This window comes from Janthinobacterium sp. BHSEK, assembly GCF_056174685.1.
Genome location: NZ_JBWBYV010000029.1, coordinates 80,278 through 101,169, shown reverse-complemented (window position 1 = coordinate 101,169; position 20,892 = coordinate 80,278). Strand labels below are relative to the sequence as shown.

The 20,892-nt window shown below is 63.7% G+C and carries 22 protein-coding genes; 10 read left to right on the top strand and 12 right to left on the bottom strand.

Annotation, left to right across the window (positions count from 1 at the left end):
• Positions 1-47 precede the first annotated feature (47 nt).
• Genes AC0V2Y_RS11305 through AC0V2Y_RS11295 form a run of 3 tightly spaced genes read right to left on the bottom strand, consistent with a single transcriptional unit; the run spans position 48 to position 2,962 of the window.
• Positions 48-1,502, bottom strand: a complete 1,455-nt coding sequence (locus AC0V2Y_RS11305) for an NAD(P)(+) transhydrogenase (Re/Si-specific) subunit beta (RefSeq protein WP_475414215.1) — start codon at positions 1,500-1,502, stop codon at positions 48-50.
• Between the two features lie 8 nt (positions 1,503-1,510).
• Positions 1,511-1,825 carry an NAD(P) transhydrogenase subunit alpha part 2 gene (locus AC0V2Y_RS11300; protein WP_034745644.1) on the bottom strand — a complete coding sequence of 105 codons (315 nt, stop codon included), beginning with the start codon at positions 1,823-1,825 and terminating at the stop codon, positions 1,511-1,513.
• Positions 1,826-1,849: 24 nt separating this feature from the next.
• Positions 1,850-2,962: a Re/Si-specific NAD(P)(+) transhydrogenase subunit alpha gene (locus AC0V2Y_RS11295; RefSeq protein ID WP_099411321.1), complete on the bottom strand. Its 1,113-nt coding sequence runs from the start codon at positions 2,960-2,962 to the stop codon at positions 1,850-1,852.
• Between the two features lie 411 nt (positions 2,963-3,373).
• On the opposite strand from AC0V2Y_RS11295, the gene AC0V2Y_RS11290 reads away from it, so the two are divergent.
• Both AC0V2Y_RS11290 and mnmA read left to right on the top strand, forming a co-directional pair.
• Positions 3,374-3,853 carry an NUDIX hydrolase gene (locus tag AC0V2Y_RS11290; protein ID WP_010401817.1) on the top strand — a complete coding sequence of 160 codons (480 nt, stop codon included), beginning with the start codon at positions 3,374-3,376 and terminating at the stop codon, positions 3,851-3,853.
• A 42-nt stretch (positions 3,854-3,895) separates the two neighbouring features.
• Positions 3,896-5,017 carry a tRNA 2-thiouridine(34) synthase MnmA gene (gene mnmA, locus AC0V2Y_RS11285; protein WP_475414148.1) on the top strand — a complete coding sequence of 374 codons (1,122 nt, stop codon included), beginning with the start codon at positions 3,896-3,898 and terminating at the stop codon, positions 5,015-5,017.
• Here mnmA and AC0V2Y_RS11280 read toward each other — a convergent pair.
• The 3 genes from AC0V2Y_RS11280 to AC0V2Y_RS11270 all read right to left on the bottom strand — a co-directional run bounded on the left by AC0V2Y_RS11280 (position 5,014) and on the right by AC0V2Y_RS11270 (position 7,084).
• Positions 5,014-5,421 carry a response regulator gene (locus tag AC0V2Y_RS11280; protein ID WP_077409312.1) on the bottom strand — a complete coding sequence of 136 codons (408 nt, stop codon included), beginning with the start codon at positions 5,419-5,421 and terminating at the stop codon, positions 5,014-5,016. The two genes, mnmA and AC0V2Y_RS11280, sit on opposite strands and share 4 nt — an antisense overlap.
• Before the next feature lie 146 nt (positions 5,422-5,567).
• Positions 5,568-6,341, bottom strand: coding sequence for a 5'-3' exonuclease (locus AC0V2Y_RS11275; RefSeq protein ID WP_076571923.1), 774 nt, complete (start codon positions 6,339-6,341; stop codon positions 5,568-5,570).
• A 71-nt stretch (positions 6,342-6,412) separates the two neighbouring features.
• Complete coding sequence (locus AC0V2Y_RS11270) at positions 6,413-7,084, bottom strand: glutathione S-transferase (protein ID WP_475414149.1); 672 nt, start codon at positions 7,082-7,084, stop codon at positions 6,413-6,415.
• Positions 7,085-7,259: 175 nt separating this feature from the next.
• Here AC0V2Y_RS11270 and AC0V2Y_RS11265 point away from each other — a divergent pair, with 175 nt between their 5' ends.
• The 4 genes from AC0V2Y_RS11265 to nagZ all read left to right on the top strand — a co-directional run bounded on the left by AC0V2Y_RS11265 (position 7,260) and on the right by nagZ (position 12,884).
• Positions 7,260-8,312, top strand: coding sequence for a YjgN family protein (locus AC0V2Y_RS11265; protein ID WP_475414150.1), 1,053 nt, complete (start codon positions 7,260-7,262; stop codon positions 8,310-8,312).
• A gap of 1 nt (position 8,313) precedes the next feature.
• Entirely contained in the window at positions 8,314-9,327 is a 1,014-nt protein-coding gene (locus AC0V2Y_RS11260) for a M48 family metallopeptidase (protein WP_475414151.1), read from the top strand.
• A gap of 223 nt (positions 9,328-9,550) precedes the next feature.
• A complete protein-coding gene (locus AC0V2Y_RS11255) occupies positions 9,551-11,161 on the top strand; it encodes an FMN-binding glutamate synthase family protein (protein WP_475414152.1) in 1,611 nt (536 codons plus the stop codon).
• 181 nt (positions 11,162-11,342) lie between these two features.
• Positions 11,343-12,884 carry a beta-N-acetylhexosaminidase gene (gene nagZ, locus AC0V2Y_RS11250; RefSeq protein ID WP_475414153.1) on the top strand — a complete coding sequence of 514 codons (1,542 nt, stop codon included), beginning with the start codon at positions 11,343-11,345 and terminating at the stop codon, positions 12,882-12,884.
• A gap of 45 nt (positions 12,885-12,929) precedes the next feature.
• Here the strand turns inward: nagZ and AC0V2Y_RS11245 are convergent, their stop codons facing one another.
• Positions 12,930-13,910, bottom strand: a complete 981-nt coding sequence (locus AC0V2Y_RS11245) for an oxidoreductase (protein WP_475414216.1) — start codon at positions 13,908-13,910, stop codon at positions 12,930-12,932.
• Between the two features lie 138 nt (positions 13,911-14,048).
• Here AC0V2Y_RS11245 and AC0V2Y_RS11240 point away from each other — a divergent pair, with 138 nt between their 5' ends.
• Positions 14,049-14,969, top strand: coding sequence for an AraC family transcriptional regulator (locus AC0V2Y_RS11240; protein ID WP_475414154.1), 921 nt, complete (start codon positions 14,049-14,051; stop codon positions 14,967-14,969).
• Between the two features lie 34 nt (positions 14,970-15,003).
• Here AC0V2Y_RS11240 and AC0V2Y_RS11235 read toward each other — a convergent pair whose 3' ends face one another.
• The 4 genes from AC0V2Y_RS11235 to AC0V2Y_RS11220 form a co-directional block, all read right to left on the bottom strand.
• Positions 15,004-15,165: a hypothetical protein gene (locus tag AC0V2Y_RS11235; protein ID WP_475414155.1), complete on the bottom strand. Its 162-nt coding sequence runs from the start codon at positions 15,163-15,165 to the stop codon at positions 15,004-15,006.
• 72 nt (positions 15,166-15,237) lie between these two features.
• A complete protein-coding gene (locus tag AC0V2Y_RS11230) occupies positions 15,238-15,513 on the bottom strand; it encodes a hypothetical protein (RefSeq protein ID WP_077408812.1) in 276 nt (91 codons plus the stop codon).
• A 9-nt stretch (positions 15,514-15,522) separates the two neighbouring features.
• Positions 15,523-17,424 (bottom strand): ferrous iron transporter B, encoded by a 1,902-nt coding sequence (feoB, locus tag AC0V2Y_RS11225; RefSeq protein WP_475414156.1) that lies wholly within the window; start codon positions 17,422-17,424, stop codon positions 15,523-15,525.
• A 2-nt stretch (positions 17,425-17,426) separates the two neighbouring features.
• Positions 17,427-17,711 carry a FeoA family protein gene (locus AC0V2Y_RS11220; protein ID WP_475414157.1) on the bottom strand — a complete coding sequence of 95 codons (285 nt, stop codon included), beginning with the start codon at positions 17,709-17,711 and terminating at the stop codon, positions 17,427-17,429.
• Positions 17,712-18,115: 404 nt separating this feature from the next.
• Here AC0V2Y_RS11220 and AC0V2Y_RS11215 point away from each other — a divergent pair, with 404 nt between their 5' ends.
• Positions 18,116-18,331, top strand: a complete 216-nt coding sequence (locus AC0V2Y_RS11215; protein ID WP_152250664.1) for a (2Fe-2S)-binding protein — start codon at positions 18,116-18,118, stop codon at positions 18,329-18,331.
• Positions 18,332-18,348: 17 nt separating this feature from the next.
• Positions 18,349-19,050: an energy transducer TonB gene (locus AC0V2Y_RS11210; protein WP_475414158.1), complete on the top strand. Its 702-nt coding sequence runs from the start codon at positions 18,349-18,351 to the stop codon at positions 19,048-19,050.
• Between the two features lie 217 nt (positions 19,051-19,267).
• Here AC0V2Y_RS11210 and AC0V2Y_RS11205 read toward each other — a convergent pair whose 3' ends face one another.
• Positions 19,268-19,948, bottom strand: a complete 681-nt coding sequence (locus tag AC0V2Y_RS11205) for a Fe2+-dependent dioxygenase (protein ID WP_475414159.1) — start codon at positions 19,946-19,948, stop codon at positions 19,268-19,270.
• 423 nt (positions 19,949-20,371) lie between these two features.
• On the opposite strand from AC0V2Y_RS11205, the gene bfr reads away from it, so the two are divergent.
• Entirely contained in the window at positions 20,372-20,848 is a 477-nt protein-coding gene (bfr, locus tag AC0V2Y_RS11200) for a bacterioferritin (RefSeq protein WP_034745609.1), read from the top strand.
• Positions 20,849-20,892 lie beyond the last annotated feature (44 nt).

Below are 20,892 nucleotides of genomic sequence, written 5' to 3'. Positions count from 1 at the left end.
ACGCGGGGCTTTGCCCCGCTAATCCGACCTACGGCAAAAAATACCACTTATTCGACTGCCTTGAGCATATCCTCGATCACCTTCTTGGCGTCGCCAAACACCATCATCGTGTTCGGCTGGTAGAACAGGTCGTTGTCCAGGCCCGCATAGCCGGACGCCATCGAGCGCTTGTTGACGATGATGCTCTTGGCCTTATAGGCTTCGAGGATCGGCATGCCGGCGATCGGCGATTTCGGGTCCTTCGCCGCCGGGTTGACGACGTCGTTCGCGCCCAGCACCAGCACCACGTCCGTCTGGCCGAATTCGCCGTTGATGTCTTCCATCTCGAAGACCTGGTCGTACGGCACCTCGGCTTCGGCCAGCAGCACGTTCATATGGCCCGGCATGCGCCCCGCCACCGGGTGGATCGCGTACTTGACGGTGATGCCCTTGTGCGTGAGCTTTTCCACCAGTTCTTTCAACGAGTGCTGCGCGCGCGCCACGGCCAGGCCGTAGCCGGGCACGATGATGACGGTTTCCGCATTGCTCATGATGAAGGCGGCGTCGTCGGCCGAACCGGATTTGACCGGACGCTGTTCCTGCGCGCCGGCCGCGCCGGCCGCCGGCGCATCGCCGCCGAAGCCGCCCAGGATGACGTTGAAGAACGAGCGGTTCATGGCCTTGCACATGATGTACGACAGGATCGCGCCGGAAGAGCCGACCAATGAGCCGGCGATGATCAGCATCGAGTTATTCAGCGAAAAACCGATGCCGGCCGCGGCCCAGCCCGAGTAACTGTTGAGCATCGACACCACCACCGGCATGTCGGCGCCGCCGATGGGGATGATGATCAGCACGCCCAGCGCGAAGGCGATGAGGGTCATGATGACGAACGGCGTCCAGGCCGGTTCGACGCCATCGGCGAAGCAGAACGTCAGGCCCAGGCCCACCATCACCAGCGCCAGCACCAGGTTGAGCATGTGCTGGCCCTTGAAGCTGACGGGCGCGCCCTGGAACAGGCGGAACTTGTATTTGCCCGACAGCTTGCCGAAGGCGATCACCGAGCCGGAGAACGTGATGGCGCCGACGAAGGTGCCGATGAACAGTTCGAAACGGTTACCGATGGGCAGCGCCTCGCCGTGTTTCGCGATATTGAAGGCCCACGGTTCCGACACGGCCGCCACGGCGATGCAGACGGCCGCCAGGCCGATCAGCGAGTGCATGGCCGCCACCAGTTCCGGCATCTTCGTCATTTCCACGGTTTTCGCCAGGTAGGCGCCGATGGCGCCGCCCGTGACGATGCCGATGAGGACGAGGGTCAGGCCCATGCCGCCCGTCTGCTGTTCCTTCAGTTTCAGGATCAGCGCGACGGTGGTGACGGCGGCAATGGCCATGCCGCTCATGCCGAAGGCATTGCCGCGGCGCGCCGTCGATGGCGACGACAGGCCTTTCAAGGCCTGGATGAAGCACACCGAGGCGATCAGGTACATCATCGTCACCAGGTTCATGGTGACGAAGCTCATGGCGTGACTCATTCTTTTGCTCCTTGCTTGGCCTTCGGTTCTTTTTTACGGAACATCTCGAGCATGCGCTGCGTGACGAGGAAGCCGCCGAACACATTGACGGCGGCCAGCGCCACGGCCAGGGTGCCGGCCACTTGCGCCAGCGGGCCATCGGTCAGGCCGGCCGCCAGCATGGCGCCGACGATGATGATGGCGGAAATGGCATTGGTGACGGCCATCAGCGGCGTATGCAGCGCCGGCGTGACGGTCCAGACGACGTGGTAGCCGACATAAATGGCCAGCACGAAGATGATCAGGTTGGTGATGGTGTGACTGATTTCCATGATGTTGTTCTCTCCGGCGCCGCGTTATTTTCTGAGGATGTCATTGCCCGCGCAAACCAGGCTGGCCTTGATGATTTCATCCTCGCGGTCGATCAGCAATTGATCGTCCTTGTCGATGATGAGCTTTAAGAAGTCCAGCACGTTACGCGCATACAGGGCCGAGGCGTCGGCCGCCACCAGGGTCGCCAGGTTCGGCTCGCCTACGATGTACACGCCGTGCTTGACGACCGTCTTGCCCAGCTCGGACAGCGGGCAGTTGCCGCCCTGCTCCACGGCCAGGTCGACGATGACGGAACCGGGTTTCATGGCTTTCACCGTCTCTTCGGAAATGAGCACGGGCGCGGCGCGGCCGGGAATCAGTGCCGTGGTGATGATGATGTCGGCCAGTTTCGCCCGTTCGTGCACCAGTTCGGCCTGGCGGCGCATCCAGTCGGCCGGCATGGCGCGCGCATAGCCGCCCGAACCCTTGGCGATTTCCTTTTCTTCATCGGTGAGGAAGGGCACGTCGAGGAACTTGGCGCCCAGCGACTCCACCTGTTCCTTGACGGGCGGGCGCACGTCGGACGCCTCGATGACGGCGCCCAGACGCTTGGCCGTGGCGATCGCCTGCAAACCGGCCACGCCCACGCCCATGATCAGCACGCGGGCCGCCTTGACGGTGCCGGCCGCCGTCATCAGCATGGGCATGAAGCGCTGATAGGTATTCGCCGCCACCAGCACGGCCTTGTAGCCGGCGATGTTCGCCTGCGACGACAGCACGTCCATCGACTGCGCGCGCGTGATGCGCGGCACGGCTTCGAGGGCGAAGGCGGACAGGCCCGCCGTCGCCATGGCGGCGATATTGTCGGCGTCAAACGGGTTCAACATGCCGATCAGCACCGTGCCGCTGGCCATCAGGGCCCGTTCGCCGGCGTCCGGTGCGCGCACCTTGAGCACGATGGCGCAGCCATAGGCTTCCTGGGCGGTACCGATCTGCGCGCCGGCGGCGGCATACGCGTCGTCGGGAATCGAGGCTTGCAGGCCCGCCCCCGACTGCACGACGACTTGATGCTTGGCTGCCAGCTTCTTGACTGTCTCGGGCGTGGCTGCCACCCGGGTTTCACCAGGCCGTGTTTCGGCCGGTATGCCTATCCTCATGATGCCTCCGCTAATTGATAAACTGACTAGAATCTAACACGGAAAGCAGCGCGTTAAACGTTTGTGAAGCAGCAACTTTTAGTCGTACGACACTAATTTCATCCGCATCCATGATTTGTTTCACCATGCGGCGCGGCGCCCATATTGTGGGAAAGGTGTGTCAATCTCACCACAGTCGAGCAAGCGTGCGCGCTTGTTTTGACCACAGGGAAAGCCTATATTAGCGGGCGCTTCCTGCCATCTTGCCAACTAAGCCCCCATGCTAGTGCGCTCCCCGGGAAAGACGTAAGTACCTCCCACCGCTATTTGCTAAAACGTTGTCATTTATCAATATGTCCGCGCAACAAAAGGCCGGCTTCAAACCGCGCGCGCAGAACAAGATAAAATGTCGGCTCTTTCAAGGATGGAATCATGCCGAGAATCTGGAAACCCTCTGTCACCGTGGCCGCCATCGTCGAGCGCGATGGCCTGTTTTTACTGATTGAAGAAGAGACCAGCGAAGGCATCAAGCTCAACCAGCCAGCCGGCCACCTCGACCCGTTCGAGTCGCTGGAACAGGCGGTGATCCGCGAAACGCTGGAAGAAGCGGCCTACGATTTCATCCCCACGGCACTGGTCGGCATGTACATGTCGCGCTACCAGTCACTGCGCACGGGCGAGGACGTGACCTATCTGCGCTTCACCTTTTGCGGCACGGCCGGCGCCGAGCACGACCGCCCGCTGGACGAAGGCATCATCCGCACCCTGTGGATGACGCGCGACGAGCTGGCGGCGTGCCAGGAACGCCACCGCAGCCCGCTGGTGCTGCAGTGCGTGGACGAATACCTGGCCGGCCGGCGCGCGCCGCTGGCCCTGCTGCACACGCATGCGTCCGTTTTCAATAGCGCATAGCAATACGCATTGCCATATTATTAAAGTACACTGGAAAGCAAGATGAGCAAGAAGAAAGTCGTGATCGGCATGTCAGGCGGGGTCGATTCCTCGGTCGCGGCATGGATGCTGAAGGAACAAGGCTATGAAGTCATCGGCCTGTTCATGAAAAACTGGGAAGATGACGACGATTCGGAATACTGCTCCACGCGCCAGGACTGGATCGACGCGGCCAGCGTGGCCGACGTCATCGGCGTCGATATCGAAGCCGTCAATTTCGCCTCCGAATACAAGGACCGCGTGTTCGCCGATTTCCTGCGCGAGTACCAGGCCGGCCGCACGCCGAACCCGGACGTGCTGTGCAACGCCGAAATCAAGTTCAAGGCCTTCCTCGACCACGCCATGACCCTGGGCGCAGACCTGATCGCCACCGGCCACTACGCGCGCGTGCGCCAGGCGCCGGCCGATGCGGGCCGCTATGAACTGCTCAAGGCCGTCGACGCCAGCAAGGACCAAAGCTACTTCCTGCACCGCCTGAACCAGGCGCAATTGTCCAAGACCTTGTTTCCGCTCGGTGAAATCCCGAAGACGCAGGTGCGCCAGATCGCCGAGAAGCTGGCCTTGCCGAACGCGCAGAAGAAGGATTCGACGGGCATCTGTTTTATTGGCGAACGTCCGTTCCGCGAATTCCTGAACCGCTACCTGTCGTACAAGCCGGGACCGATGAAGACGGCCGACGGCAAGACCGTGGGCGAACACGTGGGACTGAGTTTCTATACGCTGGGTCAGCGCAAGGGCATCGGCATCGGCGGCGTGAAGTCGTACCAGAACGCGGACGGCAGCAGCGACGCCTGGTATGTGGCGCGCAAGGATATCGCCAACAACACCCTGTGGGTGGTGCAGGGCCACGACCACCCGTGGCTGCTGTCGCCGGCCTTGAGCGCCGACCAGGCCAGCTGGGTCGCCGGCACGGCGCCGCAGGCGGGCGCCTTGAGCGCCAAGACGCGCTACCGCCAGGCCGACGTGGCTTGCCAGCTGCTGCCGGAGGGGAATGAACACTTCGGCCTGGCCTTCGACCAGGCGCAATGGGCCGTCACGCCGGGCCAGTCGGCCGTGCTGTATGACGGCGACGTGTGCCTCGGCGGCGGCATCATCGCCGGCGCGACGGGCCTGGCCGGCGTCTAGGAATTGCCTTGCGCAGCGGCGGCCAAGGCCTGCTGCTTGCGCACCATGGCGATCACCGTATTGCGCACGGTTTTCAGGACCGTGTCGGCCATGAACGGTTTCACGATGAAGCCCGACACGCCCATGGCGTGGGCCGCCTGCAGCGAGGCGGCGTCGATGCCGCCCGAGACCATGAAAATGAGCGTCTTCGGATACTGGGCGCGGATGGTCTGCACCACATTCGTCCCGTCTTCCACCTGCTCGCGCGCGATGCAGACGAAATGCGGATGGTGCTTGACCAGCAGCGCCAGCCCCAGCGCGCTGGTATGCGTCTGCCCGCAGACATCGTAGCCGCCATCGGTCAGGACCGTGTTCAGCAGGCCGCGCGCCACGGCGCTGCTGTCGATCAGGACAGTCTTTAACATCATGATTACATCCCTTGCTTGATTTTCTATTGCGAGTTCCACTCAGAGAGCGCCCATCAAAATGCTCAGGGCTAGGCGCGTTGCCGAAGGCAGTACGAATGTACGACGAGGCAAGGCAACAACGCCATGAGCTTTTTTTGGGCGCTCTACTTTTCCCACGCCAGCTTGTTCCAGGTGACGCCCAACGTCACGTCGGTCTTGAGTTCGACCAACTTTCTTGAAAGATACAGTATTTCCCGCTCTTTTCGCAGGCTTTCGCCCAGCGCGCCGGGCAAAATCCCCGCGCCGGCCATCACGGCGTCGATATTGCCGTAGGCACGCAACAGTTTCGCGCCCGTCTTCAGGCCGATCTTCGACACGCCGGGAATGCTGTCGGTGACATCGCCCATCAGCGCCAGCAGGTCGGGCAGCAGTTCCGGCGGCACGCCGAACTTTTTCTCGACCCAGGCGCGGTCGTGCCAGATGCCCTTGAAATGGTCCCATACCAGCGCGCCGTGGGCGATCAGGCCATGCAAATCCTTGTCGGTGGTGGCGATGACGGCCGCGCCGCGCCCCTCGTGCAGCCAGCGCATGACGGCCGTGCCGATCACGTCGTCGGCCTCGACCTCGGGAATGCTGACCACGTGCATGCCGAAGCTGGCCAGGGTGGCGTAAAAGCCGGGCAAGGCGTCGCGCAGCACTTGCGGCATGGGCTGGCGCCCCTCGCGGTAGCCGGCATACAAGGCGTGGCGCCAGGTCGGGCCGCCGAAATCGAAGGCGGGCAGGATGTGCGTTGGTTCGTGGTCGTTGATCAGCGTACGGAACGACGACAGCGCATGGCGCAGCGCGATCTCCGCCTTCAGGTCGGAATCGGGTTCAGGACTGGCTTCGTAGACGCGGCGTACGATATTCAAGCCGTCGATAGCGAGGAGTCTGGCCATGCGGTAAGTGGATACTGGTTGAATCGGGCATTTTACCGTATGGCGCCCCGCGCATAGCCCGTCAACGCCGCTTACTTTGCGAAATCGTACGGTCCGCCTTTTTCCAGCGCACGCTGGTAGGCAGGCCGCGCGTGGATGCGCTGCAGGAAGGCCGTCAGCTTCGGCAGGCGCTCGTCGAGTCCGCCGCGCATGGCCGCCGCTTCCAGCGGAAAGCTCATCTGGATGTCGGCCGCCGTGAATTCATTGCCGGCAAACCATTTGCTTTTCTCCAGTTCCGCTTCCATGTAGGCCAGCTGGCTGTTGATATTGGGCAGGATGAAGCTGCTCTTGACCTTGCCGGCGATACCGCGCGCGACCGGTTTGACGAAAAACGGCATCGGCGACGATTCGACCTTGTCGAACACCAGCTTCATCAGCAGCGGCGGCATGGCCGAGCCTTCCGCGAAATGCAGCCAATAGGTCCAGCGCAGCTTCTCGGGCGTGCCCGCCGCCGGTATCAAACGGCCATTGCCGTAGCGCTCGACCAGGTAATCGATGATGGCGCCCGATTCGGCGATGGTGTTGGCGCCGTCCGTGATCACGGGCGACTTACCCAGCGGATGCACGGCCTTCAGCGAGGCGGGCGCCAGCATGGTTTTCGGGTCGCGCTGGTAGCGCTTGACCTCGTAGTCGAGGCCCAGCTCCTCGAGCAGCCAGAGCACGCGCTGCGAGCGCGAATTGTTCAGATGGTGGACGACGATCATGGCGATTTCCGTTGGCAATGGTTGAGTCCCAGTATAGCCGGGCGCTGCGTACAGGGCGCGCGCCGCTCCGATTCGGCCATTCAGACAAAATATATTACGCCTGAACAATATTTTTATTGACAACTTCTTGACAATCATGCATCTTAATTCTTTTTCAATTGCAAGGATTCCTGGCGTGGATATCGACACCAACAACCCGAACACCCAGCGCGAAGGCATTACCTTCAGCGCCACCGGCAGCGAATACTTCCGTATCTGGATCGTCAACCTGCTGCTGAGCATCGTCACCCTGGGCATTTATTCCGCCTGGGCCAAGGTGCGCCGCAACCGCTATTTCTATTCCAGCACCCACCTCGCTGGCAGCAGCTTCGAATACCACGGCAATGCCGTCGCCATCCTGAAGGGCCGCATCGCGGCCGTGGTATTGATCGGCGGCTACAACATCGCCTTCCAGGTCTCGCCCATCGTCGGCCTGATCATGCTCGTGCTGATGATGGCCGTGCTGCCATGGCTGGTCTGGAAAAGCCTGCAGTTCAAGCTCTACAACACCAGCTACCGCGGCATCCGCTTCGGCTTTGACGGCAGCGCCAGGGAAGCCTACAAATACTTCCTGTGGCTGCCGATCCTGAACACCTTCACGGCTGGCCTGATGACGCCGTTCCTGCACCAGCGCCTGAAGCGCTTCCAGCACACGCAGAGCCGCTTCGGCAGCAGCAATTTCAGCTTCGACGCCACGGTGGGCAGCTTCTACAAGACCTATTTGCTGTTCTTCGCCCTGCTGCTGGCCGGATTCCTGGTCCTGATCTTTGTCGTCTTCGCCAGCGTCTTCGCCACCTTTGCCACCGATGCCAATGATGTCACCAAGGCCGGCAGCATCTTCGGCGCCGTGGCCGCCCTGTATGCGTGGGCCTTTATCGTGCTGCCGCTGTTCCTGACCATGATCCAGAACCTGATCTGGAACCACACGCGCCTGCAGCAGCACCAGTTCCAGTCGCAGCTGACCTGGGGCCGCACCACCTTCGTCATGCTGACCAACCTGCTCGGTATCGTCGTCACCCTGGGCCTGTTTTCGCCGTTCGCCCAGGTGCGCTGGCTGAAGTACCGCCTGGAAGCGACATCGATGCTGGTGCATGGCAGCCTGGACGCCTTCGTCGCCGCCACCGGCGAGCAGGTCTCTGCCACGGGCGAAGGCATGGTCGACCTGCTGGACTTCGACCTGTCGCTGTAGCATGACGCTCGATCACCAAGCGCCGGGCGCGGCCCCCGTGCCCGCGCGCTATTTCGACGGCCAGACCTCGCGCCTGTACCACGTCACGCTCAGCGTGCACGATGGGGTGGCCGTGCTGGCCGGCGACATCGCGCGCAGCTGCCCGCTGGGCGAGCTGCACGTGTCCGAACGCAGCAGCCACGCCGTGCGCAAGGTCAGCTTTCCCGACGGCGCCTACCTGGAGATCGCCGACCAGGCGGCCTTCAACAGTCTGCTGCACGACACGGGCCACCGCGACGGCTGGGTGGTGCGGCTGCAGCAAAGCTGGCGCGGCGCCCTGCTGGCCACGGTCGCCACCGTGCTGGCCCTGTGGCTCAGCTATCAGTACCTGCTGCCCGTGGTGGCGAAGGGGGTCGCGTATGCGATTCCCCAGTCCGTCGAACGCCAGCTGGGCCAGGGCGTGCTCGATTTCCTCGACGGCCACGTGTTTGAGGCAAGCAAGCTCGATGGCAAGCGCCAGCAAGCCTTGCGCGCCCGGTTCGCGCGCCTGGCCACGCCCGGCGACAGCACGCCCGAACACCGCATCGTTTTCCGCAAGAGCAAGATCGGTCCGAACGCGTTCGCCCTGCCGTCGGGCGACATCGTGCTGACCGATGAAATGGTGGAACTGATGCCGGACGACGACGCCATCATGGGCGTGCTGGCGCATGAACTGGGCCATTTGCAGCAGCGCCACCTGACGCGCCGCCTGATCCAGACCTCGGCCGTGGGCGCCGGCGCGGCGCTGCTGTTCGGCGACGTCTCGACCGTGGTGGCGACCTTGCCGCCGCTGCTGCTGGACCTGAAATACTCGCGCGACGTGGAGCGCGAGGCGGACGACTACGCGATCGCCATGCTGCGCCAGAACGCTATTCCACTGGAACACCTGGCGCAGGTGTTTGTCGCCCTGGGCAAGCTGGACGAAGGCACGCCGTATCTGTCGAGCCATCCGGCCAGCACCGAACGGGTCGAGCGCATCCGCGCCGCACAACGGTGAACACCTGACCAAACCTACTGCGCGTCGCGCTTTGCGGCCGGCGATGCTCACCGTACTAAAGTACGGTTGCGCTTCTCGGCCACAAATCACTGCCGCTCGCTACGGTTTTGTCAGGTGTCGCATGCGTGGATAGCATCGCTCCAACCGCACACTTTCCCATTCAGCAAGATCCACAAATCACCGGTACACTCAGCAATATCAGTCTGACTTCCCCGGAGTGCCCATGCACCTAGTACCATTTCGCTACCTGACCTTCATTGCGACGGCAGCCATCTTTGTCCTGTCCCTGTTCTACTACGACCATTACTGGCTGCCCGTGCTGGCCGGTGCCCTGACCCTGGTCGGCATCAGCGACCTGCTGCAAACCAAGCGCGCCCTGCGCCGCAACTATCCCATCCTTGCGCATTTCCGCTTCTTTTTTGAGAGCATCCGCCCCGAAATCCGCCAGTATTTCCTGGAAAGCGACAGCGAGGCGACGCCGTTTTCGCGCAGCCAGCGCAGCATCGTCTACCAGCGCGCCAAGGAGCAGACGGACAAGCGCCCGTTCGGCACCCAGCTCGACGTGTATGAGGCGGGCTATGAATGGATCAACCACTCGATCGCCCCCGCCAAGGTCACGGGCCACGACTTCCGCATCGAGATCGGCAACCATCCCGACTGCCCGCGCAATAAGCCGTATTCGGCCAGCGTCTTCAATATCTCGGCGATGAGCTTTGGCGCCCTGTCCGCCAACGCCATCCTGGCCCTGAACGGCGGCGCGCGCAGCGGCGGCTTCATGCACGACACGGGCGAAGGCAGCATCAGCCCCTACCACCGCGAAAACGGCGGCGACCTGGTGTGGGAAATCGGCTCCGGCTACTTCGGCTGCCGCAATCAGGACGGCACGTTTTCGGAAGAGCGCTTCATCGCCAACGCCAGCTCGGAGCAGGTCAAGATGATCGAGCTGAAAATGTCGCAGGGCGCCAAGCCGGGCCACGGCGGCGTGCTGCCCGGCCCGAAAGTGACGATCGAGATCGCCACCACGCGCGGCGTGATGGTGGGCGAGGATTGCGTCTCGCCGGCCGCGCACAGCGCCTTTTCCACGCCGATGGAAATGCTGCAGTTTATCGACCGCCTGCGCACGCTCTCGGGCGGCAAGCCGACGGGCTTCAAGCTGGCCATCGGCCATCCATGGGAATTTTTCGCCATCGTGAAAGCCATGCTGGAAACGGGCATCACGCCCGACTTCATCGTCGTCGACGGCAGCGAAGGGGGCACGGGCGCCGCGCCCCTGGAATTTACGGACCACGTGGGCACGCCCCTGCAGGAAGCGCTGGTGCTCGTGCATAACACCCTGGTGGGCGCCAACCTGCGAGACAGGATCAAGATCGGCTGCTCGGGCAAGATCATCACGGCCTTCGACATCGCCCGCTTGCTGGCGCTGGGCGCCGACTGGTGCAATTCGGCGCGCGGCTTCATGTTCGCGCTGGGCTGCATCCAGTCGCAAAGCTGCCACACGGACCGCTGCCCCACGGGCGTGGCCACGCAAGACCCGCAGCGCCAGCGCGCGCTGGTGGTATCCGACAAAATCGCCCGCGTGGCGCACTTCCACCAGAACACCATGAAGGCGCTGGCCGAGCTGATCGCCGCCGCCGGCCTGGCGCATCCGCAGGAACTGCGCCCGCACCACCTGGTGCGGCGCATCTCGCCGAACCAGGTGAAACTGGCGTCGGCCCTGCTGCCCTTCCTGGAAGCGGGCCAGCTGCTCGACCCGAGCCAGCTGCCGCAGCTGCCGCCCGTGTTCGGCCTGTACTGGCCCAAGGCGCAATCGGCCTCGTTCCAGCGCCTCGATTGACACGGTGCTTGCGCAAGTGCATTAATACCACTTAATAACCACTTGCGCAAAAACCCAAATCCAATACAATACCAAAACAAGTACAAAACCAAGGCAGCTTTTCCGGTGACCGCCACGATGCGCCACCACGGTGCCAGAATACGTATGCCGTCGTCACAATCAATACCGGAGGAGTTGCAGCATGGAGCAGGGTTTGCGCGAGAAAATAGGACAGTTGTTCATGGTGGGCTTCGACGCCCTGCAGGCGGACGAGCATATCAAGACCTTGATACGCGAAAAGAAGGTAGGCGGCGTGATCCTGTTCCGCCGCAATGTGCACACGCCCGCGCAAGTGTCGGCCCTGTGCCGCGAGCTGCAGGAAATCAACGCGGAAGTGTCGGACATCCCGCTCTTGATCTCGATCGACCAGGAAGGCGGCATGGTGATGCGCATCGAGCAGGGCGTCACGCCGATTCCCGCGGCGATGGCCTTCCAGGCGGCCGGCTCCATCGAGGACTGCGAACGCATGAACCAGATCAGCGGCGATGAAATGCGCCAGGTCGGCATCAATATGCTGCTCGCCCCCGTGCTGGACGTGAACAACAACCGCAACAACCCCGTCATCGGCGTGCGCGCGTATGGCGAGGATGCCGCCACCGTCATCGACTATGGCATGGCAGCCATGCGCGGCCAGCGCGCCAGCGGCGTGGCCGTGACCGCCAAGCACTTCCCCGGCCACGGCGACACGGCCATCGACACGCATTACGCCATGGCGCTGGTCCCGCACGACAAGGAACGCCTGCGCGCCGTGGAACTGGCGCCCTTCCGCGCGGCCATTGCCGGCGGCGTGGACGCCATCATGACGGCGCACGTGGTCTTCCCTGCCTTCGAAGCCGACACCAGCGTGCCGGCCACCCTGTCGAAGGGCGTGCTGACGGACCTGCTGCGCGACGAGTTGAAATACCGGGGCGTCGTCATCACCGACTGCCTGGAAATGGCGGCGATTGCCGACGGCATCGGCATCGCCCAGGGCGCCATCGCCACCCTGCAGGCGGGCGCCGACATCGTCCTCATCTCGCACCGCGAAGCGCAGCAGACGGCCGCCATCGAGGCCGTCATCGCCGCCGTGGAGCGGGGCGACATTGCGCTCTCCCGCATCGACGCGGCGTGCGCGCGCGTGGCGGAACTCAAGCGCAACCGTGCCGTGCGCGACTGGCGCACACGCCCCCTCGCCCCGCCGGCGCTGATGCAGCCGGCCGCCATGGCCCTGTCTCAGCTGCTGCAAAAAGCGGCATTGCGCGTGCAGGGCGACTACCGCCCGCTCGACGCGGGCCTGCCCGTGACCCTGCTGACGGTGGAAGTGCGCTCGCGCAGCGAGATCGACGAAGTGGCGCTGGGCCGCAACAAGGAAGCGCGCAGCTCGATGCTGCCGGCCCTGCTGGAAGCGGGCCTGGATGTGCGCGAATACGCCTTGTCGGCCGAGGCGCTGGACGACGAAGTCGACGAGGCCATCGCCTTTGCGCAAGGCGCGGGGCAGATCGTGCTGCAAACGTATAACGCCATGTTCGTCGACGGCCAGCGCCGCCTGATCGACGCCCTGCCGCACGACAAACTGTGGCTGGTGGCGGGCCGGCTGCCCTACGACCTGGACCTGGCGCCCCACGCGCAAGGCCGCCTGGCCGCCTTCGGCTGCCGCCCGGCCGCGCTGGTGCCCGTGGTGGAAAAACTGGCCGGCAAGGCGTAAATCCACGCCGCCGTCATGCACATGCCGGGCACTGCCCGGCATTTTTTATGCCGCGTCGCAATCGAAGCGCATGCCCGTCATCTGCTCGCTCTGCGCCCATAGCCGGCGTGCCTGCGCGGGGTCGGCGGCCCAGCGCCGCACGCCCGGCCCCGTGCTGTCGTCCGCCACCAGAGTGGCGATGTCGCAATCCTCGCAATACACGCCGCCCAGACCATCGAGCTGCGCGCTGGTGGCGCACCAGACGGCGGTGGCCGCGCCCTGCGCCACATTCTTGAAACCCGATTGCGGCGGTGGATTCACCTGGCCCTCGTCATCGAGCGCCCCGACCCGGCGCAAGTCGTCGAGGTCCAGATGGCGCACCAGCGGCGTCAGGATGGCGCCCGGATGCAGCGAAAAGGCGCGCACGCCGTGCGCCGCGCCGCGCCGGTCCAGCTCCAGGGCAAACAAGGCATTCGCGCTTTTCGACTGCGCATATGCGCGCCATTTATCGTACGGCTGGCGCAGGAAATGCGGGTCGTCCAGGTGGACGGCAGCCTGCCGGTGTCCCAGCGACGACACGCACACGACGCGCGCGCCTTGCGCCTGCCTAAGGGCGGGCCACAGGCGTGCCGTCAGCTGGAAATGCCCCAGGTGATTCGTCGCGAACTGCCCCTCGTAGCCGCGCGCATCACGCAGCAGAGGCGTGGCCATGATGCCGGCGCCGTTGACCAGCACGTGCAAGGCGCGGCCGGTGGCAAGAAAGGCGGCGGCAAAGGCATCGATCGATTGCGGATCGAGCAGGTCGAGCGCGGCGACCTCCACGCCGGCCATACCATCCAGGGCCGCTTGCGCCTGATGCGGGTCGCGCGCCGGCACCAGTACCTTGGCGCCGGCACCGGCCAGCACGCGCACCGTTTCCAGCCCCAGGCCCGACGCGCCGCCCGTGACGATGGCCTGCACGCCGGACAGGTCGCGCCCGGCCAGCGCCTCGGTGGCGGTCGTGGCGGCATCAAAGCCGGAGCGCAGGGGAATTTGTTGCTTGTTGATGCTGTCCATGGGATCTGCCTTTGCAAGTGGCGCCAGTCCGAATGGCTGGCGAGATGGATATGTTGCGCGCAAAGAACTGGACTGTGAATGGCATAAAATCTTCAATACTATCGCCATCGTCCAGAATTGAGCTCCGCCATGGATTTACTCTCCGATGTACTTTCGCTGTTTGATACGCGCAGTTCCTATTTTGCCGGCCTGAAGGCGGGCGGCGACTGGGCCATCGACTTTCCGCCGCCGGACGGCATCAAGTTCAACGCCGTGATCGAAGGCGGCTGCTGGCTGACGGTCGCGGGCATCGACGCTCCCGTACAACTGCATACAGGCGACTGCTTCCTGCTGGCGCAGGGGCATGCGTTCACCCTGGCCAGCGCACCCGGCTTGCCGGCCGCGCCGGCGCTGGAAGTGTACCGGCACGCGCAGCACGGCGTGGCCCGCCACGGCGCGCCACAGCACGATTTTTTCCTGATCGGCGGACGCTTCAGCTTTGGCGACGAGGCGGCCATCCTGCTCGACTGTCTGCCGCCGCTGCTGCACGTGCGCGGCGACACGGACCAGGCCGGCGTGCTGCACTGGGCCTTGCAACGCATGGCGCAGGAGCTGCAGGCGACGGCGCCCGGCGCGGCGCTGATGACGCGCCACCTGGGCCACATGATGCTGCTGCAGATGCTGCGCCAGCATCTGGCAGCGCAGGCCTCGCACCCGGCAGGCTGGCTGTTCGCGCTGGCCGATCCCCGGCTGCGCGCGGCCATCGAAGCCATGCATGCGCAGCCGGCGCAGCGCTGGACATTGGCGCAGCTGGCCGCCGTCGCGGGCCAGTCGCGCTCCGCCTTTGCCCTGCACTTCAAAACCAGGGTGGGCGTGACGCCGCTCGGCTACCTGCTGCGCTGGCGCATGCGCCTGGCCACGCGGCGCCTGAAGGACAGCGGCGCGCCCATCGCCTCGATCGCGCAGGCGCTGGGCTACGATTCGGACAGCGCCTTCAGTCACGCCTTCAAGCGCGTCATGGCGTGCTCGCCGCGCCAGTACCGGCTGCGCCACGCGGGCATGCAGGCGTAAAAAAACCCGCAATGGCGGGTTTTGAAAAACGGGGTCAGGGTGGCGGCACGGGCGGCAGGGCCGCTACCGCCAGCAAGGCAAAGGGGCCGAGGAACAGGCCGATGCCGAACCACAGTCCCCCGTGGCGGCCGCGCCGGCTGGCCAGCAGCCAGGTGGCGACGGCAAACAGAAACATGAAGATCAACAGTATCGCCATTGCCACTCCTTGCCATGCGAAAAGCCCAGTGTAGCCCACGGGCGCACCCGTGGCTACACTGCAATACAGGCTTTAGCGCTGTACCTGCATCAGGATCACGCGCTTGCTGCTGCCGTCGGCCGGCGGCGTGTTTGACGGCGGAGGCGGACTGTCGCAGGAGCCGCAGGAACCGCAGCCGCTGCCGCAGCCAGGCGCCACCTTGAAGAAGGTCGACATCTTCGCCTCATCGAGGCCGCAGCGCACCAGGCCGCGCACGATGGCGCGGCGCACGCCCGCCGGCAGGTACTTGGTCGAAAAATGCAGCAGCGCGGCGGCGACGATCAGGGCGACGATGAGGGTTTGCCACATGGTTTTCTCCTAAGCGCCCAGCAACAGGGCGACGCGGTACGTAATGAACGAGGCCGCATACGCCAGCGCGAACATGTAGCCGGCCATCAGCAACGGATAGCGCCAGCCGCCCGTTTCGCGTTTCACCACGGAGAGGGTCGACAGGCACTGCGGCGCGAACACGTACCAGGCCAGCAGCGACAACGCAGTGGCCATCGACCACGAATGGGCGATCAGCGGCTCCAGGGTGGAAGCCAGCGCGTCGCCCGTTTGCGACAGCGCATACACGGTGCCCAGGGCGCCGACGGCCACTTCGCGCGCCGCCATGCCCGGTACCAGCGCGATGCAGATCTGCCAGTTGAAGCCGATGGGCGCGAAGATCACTTCCAAGCCGCGGCCCAGGATGCCCGCCAGGCTGTAGTAGATGGGCGGATGGATCGCGTTGTCCGGCGCGCCAGGGAAGGTGCTGAGGAACCACAGGATGATCATCAGGCTCAGGATGATGGTACCGACGCGCGTAAGGAAGATCTTCGCGCGCTCCCACAGGCTGACGGCCAGGTTGCGCAGATGCGGCCAGTGGTAGGCCGGCAGCTCCAGCAGCAGCGGCTGGTTGCCGCGCACGCCCATGCCGCGCTTCATGACCCAGGCCACGGCCATGGCCGAGATGATGCCGGCGAAGTACAGCACGAACAGCACCAGGCCTTGCAGGCTCAGGTAGCCCCACACTTCGCGCTCGGGGATGAAGGCGGCGATGATCAGCGCATACACGGGCAGGCGCGCCGAGCACGTCATCAGCGGCGCGATCATGATGGTAACCAGGCGGTCGCGCGGGTTCTGGATGGTGCGCGCCGCCATCACGCCGGGAATGGCGCAGGCAAAGCTCGACAGCAGCGGGATGAAGGCGCGGCCCGACAGGCCCACGCCGCCCATCAGGCGGTCCAGCAGGAAGGCCGCGCGCGGCAGGTAGCCGCAGTCTTCCAGGCTCAGGATGAAGAAGAACAGGATCAGGATCTGCGGCAGGAACACCAGCACGCTGCCGACGCCGCCGATGATGCCTTCCACCAGCAGGCTTTTCAGGTGGCCATCGGGCATGTTCGCCGTCAGCAGGGCGCCCAGGTGGCCCACGCCATCGGTGATCATTTCCATCGGCGTGGCGGCCCAGGCAAACACGGCCTGGAAGATCAGGAACATCAGCACGGCCAGGATGATGGGGCCGAAGACGGGGTGCAGCACCACGTCGTCGATCTTTTCCGTCAGGTTGCCGCTGTCGCGCGTGTCGTTGCTGACGGCGGCCAGGATGCGGCGCACTTCGCGCTGCGTCTCTTCGACGCTGACGGCGTCGATGGCCGCCAGCGGTTTCGGTTCCACTGCCGGCAGCGGCAGCATGGCGTCGATGGCGCCCAACAATGCCTTTTCGCCGTCATGCTGCACCGCGACGGTTTCCACCACGGGCATGCCCAGTTCCTGCGACAGCCTGGCCGTGTCGATGAGCATGCCGCGCTTGCGCGCCACGTCCGTCATGTTCAGCGCCAGCAGCATGGGCAGGCCCAGGCGCTTGACTTCCAGCACCAGGCGCAAATTCAGGCGCAGATTGGTGGCGTCGACCACGCAGATGATGGCGTCCGGGCGCGGGTCACCCTTGCGCAAGCCGCCCACCACGTCGCGCGTGATGGCTTCATCAGGCGTGGTGGCCGACAGGCTGTAGGCGCCCGGCAGATCGAGCAGGCGCACGGGTTTGCCGGCGGGCGAGGTGAAATGGCCTTCCTTGCGCTCGATGGTCACGCCGGCGTAGTTCGCCACTTTCTGGCGCGCGCCCGTCAAACGGTTGAACAGGGCCGTCTTGCCGCAGTTCGGATTGCCCAGCAAGGCGATTTGTGGCTGGTGCGGCGGCTTGTGCGCGCCCGCTTCCACGATAGTTTCGACAGCACCCATGGTTATTCCGATTGAGACAGCGGTTGAATCGTGATCAGCGCCGCTTCGAAGCGGCGCAGTGCGAACGTGGCATTGCCGACCTTGATGGCCAGCGGATCGCCGCCGGGAATGCCGCGCTTGAGCATGCGGATGCGTTCGCCGGGAACGAATCCCAGCTCCATCAACCGGCGGACGAGGTCGACGCCGTCTTCCGTCTGTCCTGCCGCGTGGGGCGTGATATGCAACACCGTGCCGCTCTGGCCGACTGCCAGCGCGTCGAGCGTCATCATGGGTGGAACTAGAGTCATGAGCAAATTCCGTTCAAATTAAGAACACCGGGACAGACTGCTGCGCCTGGCGCATGTCCTGATGTTGTGAGGTAAAACGCAACTGTTGCGCATTACCGACAAGCGGCCTTTCAATGTGTCCGGACGGCGACCGTCCGAGACAATACCAGCATTATAAACATGAATGCGAATTGTTTTTATTTAGCCCGGAGAGCCGCCCCCATCAAGGGCTGCGCCATGCGCGCAAAGCGCATGGCAAGCTGCCGGGCCAGCCCGCCAACTGCCGCACACTTGATCAAAATCGCTTGCATTGTCCCGCACTTTGCGCGACAATGAAACGTAATGATAATGATTCTCATTAAAACACTAGCAACAATGCTTCACGGTACTAGTGTCTGTTCATCCTCCAGCCAGAAGGTGTATCAATGATTGTATGTGTCTGCAACAACATATCTGATCGTGAAATCCGTCAAGCCGTCGATCTTGGCCTGTCCAGCATGGCCGAACTGCGCCGCGACCTGGGCGTGGCCACCTGCTGCGGCAAATGCCACACCTGCGCGCGGGAAGTGCTGAACGATCACCTGACCGCCACCGTGGCGCTGCAAGAAACCGTATTGATGCGAGCTGTACTGACAAACTAAAGAAAGCGATGAACGCCATGACGATGATGCCCCCGCCCGTAACGGTGCAGGCCGTGCAGCAATTTGCCGACTTCGACAAGAAGCGCAACAAATTCGCGCCGCTGATGGCCATCGTCGTCCTGCATATCGCCGGCTTCTACGCCATCCAGAGCGGCCTGCTGAGCCGCGTCGTCACGGCGGCCATGCCGACCATCACGACCATCAGCATCATCGCCCCGCCGGCACCACCGAAACCGCCGGCGCCGTCCGTACCGAAAACCGTGGAACTGAGCGCACCCGTACCGCGCGCCGTGATCCCGCCGCTGCCGCTGATCGCCGTGGCGCCCACCGAACCGACGATCACGCCGCCGCAGCCGACGCGCGCCGAAGCGGCACCGGTCACCACCGCCGCGCCGACGGCGCCAGCGGCACCGGCGCCGACGCCACCGGCGCCAGCGACGCCGCGCACCGTCAGCAGCGTCGAATACATCAAGGCGCCGCAGCTGATCTACCCGAATCTGTCGCGCCGCCTGGGCGAAAGCGGCACCGTGGTGTTGCGCATCCTGATCAATGAAAAGGGCTTGCCCGAGCAAATCCTGATCCAGAAATCGACCGGCTACACGAATCTCGACGAAGCGGGCCGCCAGGCCGCGCAGCGCGCGCTGTTCAAGCCCATGATCGAAAACGGCAAGCCCGTGCCCGTGTACGTGCTTGTCCCCCTGACCTTCCAGCTGAGCTAGCCTTCCTGCGGCCCTAGGGCCGCTGCCAGCCCGCAAGCACCGCACCCTGTGCCCTGCTTGCTTTTTTGCGCCCGTTTTTAGTCAAGCGATTTGCTTGTTTCAGTCTGCCAGCCTACATCCCCGGGCCAGGCAGACTTTTTTTTTGCCGGTGCATCACGCAGTATCGTAGGTCGGATTAGCGAGGCCAAAGGCCGCGCGTAATCCGACATCACCACGATTACATCTCCGCCCACATGCGCAGCAAATTATGATAATGCCCCGTCAGTCCCACGGTGGCCGGCGAATCGCCATGCTCTGCGCGCACGCTCTGGATGTTTTGATCGAGCTCGAACAGCATGCTGCGCTTCCAGTCCTCGCGCACCATGCTTTGCGTCCACAGGAAGGAGCAGATGCGCTCGCCGCTGGTGACGGGCAGCACCTGATGCACGCTGCTCGACGGATACACGATTACATCGCCGGCCGGCAGTTTCACTTCGTGCGTGCCGTAGGAATCGACCACCACCAGCTCGCCGCCCTCGTACTCGTCCGGCTCGCTCAGGAACACGGTCGACGAGACGTCGGCGCGCATCGACTGCATTCCGTTTTTCGGCGTGCGGATGGCGCCATCGATATGCAGGCCATAGTGCTCGCCGCCCGCATAGCTGTTGAAGAAGGGCGGCAGGATGCGCAGCGGCAGCACGGCCGCAAAGAACAGGGGATGGGCCATCAGCGCGCGGCTGACGATCTCGCCCAGCTCCAGCGCCAGCGGCGAACCTTCGGCCAGCTGGCGGTTGCGCTTGACTTGCGCCCCTTGCGCCCCGACGCTGGCGCGCCCGTCGACCCAGTCCGTCTGCGCCAGGCGCTGGCGGAAGTGCGTCACCTGTTCCGGCGTCAGCACGCCGGGTATATGCAGCATCATCTTGCTATCCTTTTTTCAGTAAATAACGCTGCCTGATTATCGCATCGCCGGCAGCGGCCAAGAAGCCACAAAAGCAAGAATGGCCCAACATTTCCCGCCTGTTCAGCGCGGTCATGCACGCGATCCGGCGGCGCCAAAAGCGGGCCAGAAACGCGAATGAGAATGGCCTTCATTTTCCTTAACAAATAAAAAACGGCGCAAGCGGGCAATCCACTTGAGAATGGGTTTTATTCGCACGATATTTACGTTAAAAAGACGGAAAAATGCCGTTTCACACCGAAAACCACCCATATTTTGCGCTATCATGCGGGCATAGCGAAACCGGCAACCTGCGCGCCACCAGGCAGCCCTGCGCCACCCGGCCGTGAACGCCAGCAGCCTGCGGTTTCATCATCGAACGCGACACAGAACAAAGGAAATGCCATGAAGGGCGATAAAGAAGTCATCCGCATGCTCAATGCACAGCTCACCAACGAACTGTCGGCCATCAACCAGTACTTCCTGCATGCGCGCATGTACAAGCACTGGGGCCTGGAAAAGCTGGGCAAGAAGGAATATGAAGAATCGATCGGCGAAATGAAACACGCCGACAAGCTGATCGACCGCATCCTGATGCTCGACGGCCTGCCTAACCTGCAAGCGCTGCACAAGCTGCTGATCGGCGAGAACACGCCGGAAATGCTGGAATGCGACCTGAAGCTGGAACGCGCCGCGCACGCCACCGTCAAGGAAGGCATCGCCATCAGCGAAAAAGCGGGCGACTACGTCTCGCGCGACCTGTTCCTGATGATCCTGGAAGACACGGAAGAGCATATCGACTGGCTCGAAACGCAGATCGACCTGATCGCCAAGGTCGGCATCCAGAACTACCTGCAAAGTCAGATGGCGATTGAAGAGTAATCTTTTTCGCAGCATCAAAAAAAAAACCGGCAGTGCCGGTTTTT